This window comes from Moorena sp. SIO4G3 (assembly GCF_010692305.1).
Lineage (GTDB): Bacteria > Cyanobacteriota > Cyanobacteriia > Cyanobacteriales > Coleofasciculaceae > Moorena > Moorena producens_A.
This window is the reverse complement of sequence record NZ_JAAHIG010000503.1, coordinates 1-5626: the sequence shown is the minus strand read 5'-3', so window position 1 is coordinate 5626 and position 5626 is coordinate 1. Positions and strand designations below refer to the sequence as shown.

The 5626-nt window shown below is 42.3% G+C and carries 9 protein-coding genes and 2 pseudogenes; 9 read left to right on the top strand and 2 right to left on the bottom strand.

The annotated features are described in order from the left end of the window. Positions 1-136: 136 nt before the first annotated feature. Both F6J99_RS41270 and F6J99_RS41265 read right to left on the bottom strand, forming a co-directional pair. The gene (locus F6J99_RS41270) at positions 137-1042 is read right to left on the bottom strand and encodes an aspartoacylase (protein ID WP_293122251.1); all 906 of its coding nucleotides are present in this window, start codon (positions 1040-1042) and stop codon (positions 137-139) included. Next, positions 1039-1206, bottom strand: coding sequence for a hypothetical protein (locus F6J99_RS41265; protein ID WP_293122248.1), 168 nt, complete (start codon positions 1204-1206; stop codon positions 1039-1041). Before F6J99_RS41265 ends, F6J99_RS41270 begins: the two co-directional genes overlap by 4 nt. On the opposite strand from F6J99_RS41265, the gene F6J99_RS41260 reads away from it, so the two are divergent. From F6J99_RS41260 to F6J99_RS41220, 9 genes and pseudogenes are all read left to right on the top strand, one after another. Beyond that, on the top strand, positions 1187-1351 hold the full coding sequence (locus F6J99_RS41260; RefSeq protein WP_293122245.1) for a hypothetical protein: 165 nt from the start codon (positions 1187-1189) through the stop codon (positions 1349-1351). The two genes, F6J99_RS41265 and F6J99_RS41260, sit on opposite strands and share 20 nt — an antisense overlap. 21 nt (positions 1352-1372) lie before the next feature. Then, positions 1373-1942, top strand: coding sequence for a DUF1802 family protein (locus tag F6J99_RS41255; RefSeq protein ID WP_293122242.1), 570 nt, complete (start codon positions 1373-1375; stop codon positions 1940-1942). 321 nt (positions 1943-2263) lie between these two features. Then, positions 2264-2434: a hypothetical protein gene (locus tag F6J99_RS41250; RefSeq protein WP_293122239.1), complete on the top strand. Its 171-nt coding sequence runs from the start codon at positions 2264-2266 to the stop codon at positions 2432-2434. A 148-nt stretch (positions 2435-2582) separates the two neighbouring features. Next, positions 2583-3206, top strand: a pseudogene (locus F6J99_RS41245) (carotenoid biosynthesis protein); the annotation flags it as partial. Between the two features lie 69 nt (positions 3207-3275). Beyond that, positions 3276-3497, top strand: coding sequence for a hypothetical protein (locus F6J99_RS41240; protein WP_293122236.1), 222 nt, complete (start codon positions 3276-3278; stop codon positions 3495-3497). An 11-nt stretch (positions 3498-3508) separates the two neighbouring features. Next, entirely contained in the window at positions 3509-3670 is a 162-nt protein-coding gene (locus F6J99_RS41235; RefSeq protein WP_293122233.1) for a hypothetical protein, read from the top strand. Next, positions 3606-3869, top strand: a complete 264-nt coding sequence (locus tag F6J99_RS45955) for a transposase family protein (protein ID WP_365975276.1) — start codon at positions 3606-3608, stop codon at positions 3867-3869. Before F6J99_RS41235 ends, F6J99_RS45955 begins: the two co-directional genes overlap by 65 nt. After that, positions 3757-4449: a transposase family protein gene (locus F6J99_RS41225; RefSeq protein WP_365975273.1), complete on the top strand. Its 693-nt coding sequence runs from the start codon at positions 3757-3759 to the stop codon at positions 4447-4449. The genes F6J99_RS45955 and F6J99_RS41225 overlap by 113 nt, the downstream gene beginning before the upstream one ends. 510 nt (positions 4450-4959) lie before the next feature. Beyond that, positions 4960-5502 (top strand): annotated as a pseudogene (locus F6J99_RS41220) (transposase); the annotation flags it as partial. Positions 5503-5626: the final 124 nt, after the last annotated feature.

The following is a 5626-nucleotide window of genomic DNA, read 5'->3' as shown; positions in this document are numbered from 1 at the left end:
TTCACTCTGCGACGATGTTCACCCCATCACCCCATCACCCCATCACCCCATCACCCCATCACCCCATCACCCCATCACCCCATCTCCCCATCTCCCCACTCTTTCCCAGATCCGCTGTTCCCAGATCCGCTGTTCCCTAAACACTAACTATCTCTTTTTTAGTCAAACACATCGCTATTCCTTTTTCATAGTAGGCAACTTCATTAATAAATACTGGCCAAACCGTGGCTTCTTCTTCATAGTAAATTGTAGTGCCATCGAAGGTAAGAAACATGGGGTCACCAGGATTAAGTTCTTGATAATCTCTGCCCTGGAGATGAGGATGAATCATACCTTCTAGTTCACCAGCTTTGTTTCTGGGATAGTCAACTACTTTGAAATAGTGATAAATGGTTAGAGGATAAGTGTTTGATAATAGTTTACCCTTATTATAGTCTTCAATATAATCTAACGTGGCGTGAATTAAGGCTTCAGTTTTTTGAAAAATATCGCCCTTGAGACTAGCTGGTGCAATGGGACCGACTTCAATAGAACAGCCGAAATTACATAGAGAATTTACAAAGGGATTTTCTTTACCTGGTTCAATGGAACTTAAAACTCTAACTAAGGGGTCAAGGGAACTCAGATAAGCAGCGAGTTGTAAATTAAAGGGGTCGTTGTTGACGAGAATGATCGTAAACCCCATATTAGCACTGGTACTGTGCAAATCTAGAATAAAATCTACCTGGGAATTGCCTTTTGGTCCTAGGGTTTGAGCCATTTCTTTTGCTCGGGTTTGTTCATAGAAAGAAAGCTCGTGATTTTCAAGGTCACCTTTAGCAAAGCAGCGGTTTAAGTCTGTATCAATATATCTCCGAGCAGCTTTAAAGGCTTGGGGATTACCTATTCTTGTCAAGGTTTCAAAACTAGGTCTAGTGATTAATTCTGGAAACTTCTCAAACTTTTTGACTAGGTATACACCGGTAAATTCATTACCGTGGGTTCCTCCTACAATGGCGACTTTGTTAATAGTTTTACGGTTGTTTGCTTCAGAATTACTCATAGGTGGTTGGTATAGCAAAGGGAACAGGGAACAGGGAATCGGGAACAGGGAATCGGGAATCGGGAATCGGGAATCGGGAATCGGGAATCGGTAGTGTGGGGAGGGTGGGGAGTGTGGGGAGGTGTGGGGTGATGGGGTGATGGGGTGATCGGGAGATGGTACATTAAATTTTCTTACCCCGACTCCCGACTTCCGACTCCCTACTCCCGACTCCCTACTCCCGACTCCCTACTCCCTACTCCCTATTCCCTACTGAGAGTAATCTTGACATCCTATCCTAGGAAAACGCAAACCTCTTATTGTTATTAGAAAAGTCCCATTACTAAATTTATGCTTGCAAGTACTACCCATGCCCTGAAAGAATGGGCTGTTGCGGTTAATGCCTTAGAAGCGGGCAAAACAATAATGCTCTTACGCAAAGGCGGTATTCGTGAACAGGGCAACTGCTTCAGAGTGGCTCACCACCAGGTTTTACTCTACCCTACCTATGAGCATCAAAAGCCTAATTTGCTTAAACCTGACTATGGTGAACAAGTGAAACCTGTGCCCTCAGGTTGGCATCCGGAAACGGTTCGGATTGGTAGCTGGGCGTCTATTACTGATATTTTGCCAGTAACGGAGCAATCCAGTGTTGCTGCTCTGCTACCCTATCATATTTGGAATGAACAATTTGTGACTGAGCGTTGGAAGTGGAAGCCACGTCAACCTTTATATGTACTGCTTTTGCGTACTTATCAGTTAGCTGAGCCTGTGATCACTCCCTACCACCAAGAGTACGGAGGCTGTCGCTCATGGATTGATTTAGTTGAACCGATTTCTTACGAAGGAGTTGTACCAGTTTGGAATGATGGTGAGTATATCGAACAAGTCAGAGAAATTCGTAGTCTGATCGAAGATTGATACTTTCTCTTCCCCCTATCTCCCCATCTCCCTATCTCCCTATTTCCCTATCTCCCTATCCCACCAATCTACTTTGTTTGAATGCAACTCGGTATGAGTGGGGGGTTAGATATGTTTCCATACATTTCGCTTTTTGTCAAGTACAATTTATGCAAAATTAAAGGAGATTATCCTAGTAGAATGTCTCTACTAAAATCTTTGTGAGGTTGACTCTGGATGAGACAATTAAGTCTTTGTTAATACCCTAGTAATTTCCGGTTAATCGGGAATTTACTCGCTAAAATGCAGGCAATAGTCATTAGTCCGCTCGTTGTAATGGTGATGGCATCTAGGATAGACCGCCAGTTCCTAGCCCTGTCCCTAGTAATTGAGGAGAGGGGAAAATCTGCTGGTAGCAGAACTCGCCTTGACACCATTGCCGAACGGGCAAAGTGGGATGGAGTTAGGAAACCTTACTCGAGATGGTCGAAGCACTATCTTTGGCTACTGTGAAGGCTGTTAAAGGAAATTGCTACTGATTAAACCTGTGATCGTTAATGCCTTCCATAGCTCAAAGTGAAAACCAATAACTAACACGTCAGTGGTCAGTTCCATCAATTAGTTCAGTTCCATCAATTAGTGAGGAATCTCCTTTAATTACATGAAAAAAACCGTAACTGCCGAGAGGGGTTTCTTAGTTGGTCATATTCTGTCCATGGCTTTTGGCTTAGCAGGAATCTTATTAGTATTACCGAACACAGAATTTATTACTCATTTGACTCAATTCGGACAAACGGCTCTAGTTTGGTCAATGGCTGGCGGTGGTGCTGCCTATATACTCTTAGGGACTATTGCGGTATCTATTTATGCCTATCGCGTCTGTGGTGCTTGGCATTGGTTGGGTTTCATGTTTCCAGCTATTGCTCTTTCCCTAGGAAGTGAATTATTAGGCACTAGCACTGGCTTTCCCTTTGGCCACTATCACTACTTGAGCGGTTTAGGCTACAAAATCGCTGGTTTGGTTCCTTTTACGATTCCTTTATCTTGGTTCTATCTCGGCTTCAGTGCTTACCTAATTGCCCGTGTTGGCCTAGGGACTCTGAGCATACCTAACTGGTGTAAGTATTTAGGCGCGATCGCTATTGGTGCCCTATTACTGACGTCCTGGGATTTTGTGCTGGATCCCGCTATGAGCCAAACCAATGTACCGTTTTGGATCTGAGAGCAACCAGGTGCTTTTTTTGGGATGCCCTATCAAAATTTTGCAGGCTGGCTAGGTACTGGAATAGACCTTTCCAAAAAATAAATTTATGGTATAATATTAAAAATCTAACTAAATTTTATTAACTTCAAAATGAGCTACACTTGGAATTATCTTAAAAAAAATCCTAAACAAACTAAACGATTGGTAGGAATAAATCATGAACAACTCTTTCAACTGATAGAACAAGCCAAGTTATTACATCATCAACATCAAGAAAAAATTCAAAATCAAAAAGTCAGGCTAATTAAGCCTGGGGGAGGTGCTTCACAAAAATTATCAATTGAAGACCAAATAGTCTTGACGTTGTCTTGATGCAGTCGCTCATGGGGGAAACCACGGCAGTTGCTCATGGGGGAGACCCCCAAGACCGCACTGCCTCCCCAAGACCGCGCTGCATCGCTAATCTACTTACGACATCACATAAACTTTCAACTTCTAGGACTACAGTTTCAGGTGAGCGAATCGACAGCAAACTCTACTTTTAACTACTGGCAATCTCTTTTGCTGAGAAGCTCTACCAGCTTCTTTGTCTTGATGCAGTCGCTCATGGGGGAAACCACGGCAGTTGCTCATGGGGGGAACCCCCAAGACCGCACTGCCTCCCCAAGACCGCGCTGCATCGCTACTAGAACAAGTAAAAAAGTGCGAAGAAGAGTCGGAGATAATTCGGGAAGCTTTGACTGAGTATGAGTTAATAGTAGATAGCGCTGAACAAGTCAGAGAAAGACCAAAAGATTATAATCAGCAAAAAGTTTTCTATTCTGGTAAGAAGAAAAATCATACATTTAAAAACCAATTTATTGTCTTGCCAAAAGGGGAAGATATTGTGGACGTAGTGGTCGGCAAACCTGGCCCCAAAAGTGACATAAATATTTGTCGAGAACGTTTAGCAAAATTTGATGATAAACAGCGACTGAGTGGAGACAAAGCTTATGTAGGAGAAGAACAAATAAGAACTCCCCACAAAAAACCAAAGAATGGTGAATTAACTCCACAGCAAAAGAAAGATAATAAGTTATTCTCTTCAAACAGAATATTTGTAGAACACGTAATTAGATTGGTGAAAATTTTTAAAATAGCTGGAGAAAGGTTTCGCCTAAATCCTAGTAAATATTCTGAGGGAATTTTGACAATATGCGGTTTAGTAAGATTGAGAACAGGAGCCTTAGTATTACAAGTAATAAAAGCGTCTGAAAGTCCTGAAACAATTGAGGTTGTATCTGCTCATACTTTTGGTGCTAAATTAACATTAATAGCTTCGTAAAGCCTATTATAGCGTTAATTTAACGTAAAATTGACTTGGTCAATTTGAGGGCTGAAAAGCAGTTACTGAGAGACTTTCAAGTTTTTGGAGAGGTCTAATTGTATTTATGAGCTGGATGGCGGCAGCCCCGCGTTCTACCCGATAGGGTGAACGTCGGGAAGGATAGCCAGGTAATGGAGCGAAGCGGAATTACCAATTAACCAGGGTCTTTGGGAACGGGGAAACGGGCTATTAGGCATCTTTTGCAGGTGCACAAAATTAATTACACATTTTCAAATACTCAAAGCCTTTCAGGTTAAGGGTTACAGAGATTGGCAGTAGGAAATTAATTCTGTGTAGGTGCTTATCAATTCAGACGAGGTCATTCCCCTTCGGTCGGCCTCCTGTTTTAGTTGCCTTTTCTCGAAATCGGTAATCCTAATTATCATTTTTTTGTCTTTCATTTTGGATTATCATTTGTTTATACGTATACTAGAATCATACTAGGTCGATAAACGGGATAACAACATTATGCGAGCTGCTTACCAGTACCGGTTAAGGTTGACTAAAACTCAAACCGATCAATTGGAAAGATGGTTGGAAATGTTGCGTTGTCAATATAATTATTTGTTGGCAGATAGATTTTCCTGGTACGAACAAAATCGCTGCTCTATTAATGCATGTCTATTGGTTTGTCACCTTCCAGAACTTAGGGATAATCCAGATTACTATTCTCAGAAGCGTACTCTTCCCCAGCTCAAGCAAAATAGACCGTGGTACGCAGAAATTCATGCTCACGTTTTACAGGACTGCGTTAAGCGGGTAGATTTAGCTTTTAAGCGATACCTCCTTGGCGATTGTAACGGCAAAAGAAGTGGTAGACCTCGGTTTAAAGGCAAAGGTCGATACCGTTCTCTAACCTTTCCTTCTCTTGGTAAGAATCCTATTGATGGTAACTGTCTGAAACTACCTAAGTTTGGGTGGGTCAAGATGGTCTACCACCGGCCAATCCCCGATGGCTTCAAAATCAAAACAGCTACAGTTACCCGTAAATCAGACGGGTATTACGTAAGTGCGGCTCGTTCCTAATAGGAGCCTCCAGAAAATGGAGAGGTATGATTAGGGGGATTCGCGGGATATAATCCCAAAATCCTAACTGTTGCATGGATGTGGGTGAAGACCCCACCCTTTAGGAGAT

What these genes read in the sequence shown, in the direction of transcription:
- F6J99_RS41270 (WP_293122251.1), bottom strand. Translation starts at nt 1,042, where the DNA reads ATGAGTAATTCTGAAGCAAACAACCGTAAAACTATTAACAAAGTCGCC.
- F6J99_RS41265 (WP_293122248.1), bottom strand. Translation starts at nt 1,206, where the DNA reads ATGTACCATCTCCCGATCACCCCATCACCCCATCACCCCACACCTCCC.
- F6J99_RS41255 (WP_293122242.1), top strand. Translation starts at nt 1,373, where the DNA reads ATGCTTGCAAGTACTACCCATGCCCTGAAAGAATGGGCTGTTGCGGTT.
- F6J99_RS41250 (WP_293122239.1), top strand. Translation starts at nt 2,264, where the DNA reads ATGGCATCTAGGATAGACCGCCAGTTCCTAGCCCTGTCCCTAGTAATT.
- F6J99_RS41240 (WP_293122236.1), top strand. Translation starts at nt 3,276, where the DNA reads ATGAGCTACACTTGGAATTATCTTAAAAAAAATCCTAAACAAACTAAA.
- F6J99_RS41235 (WP_293122233.1), top strand. Translation starts at nt 3,509, where the DNA reads ATGGGGGAAACCACGGCAGTTGCTCATGGGGGAGACCCCCAAGACCGC.
- F6J99_RS41225 (WP_365975273.1), top strand. Translation starts at nt 3,757, where the DNA reads ATGGGGGGAACCCCCAAGACCGCACTGCCTCCCCAAGACCGCGCTGCA.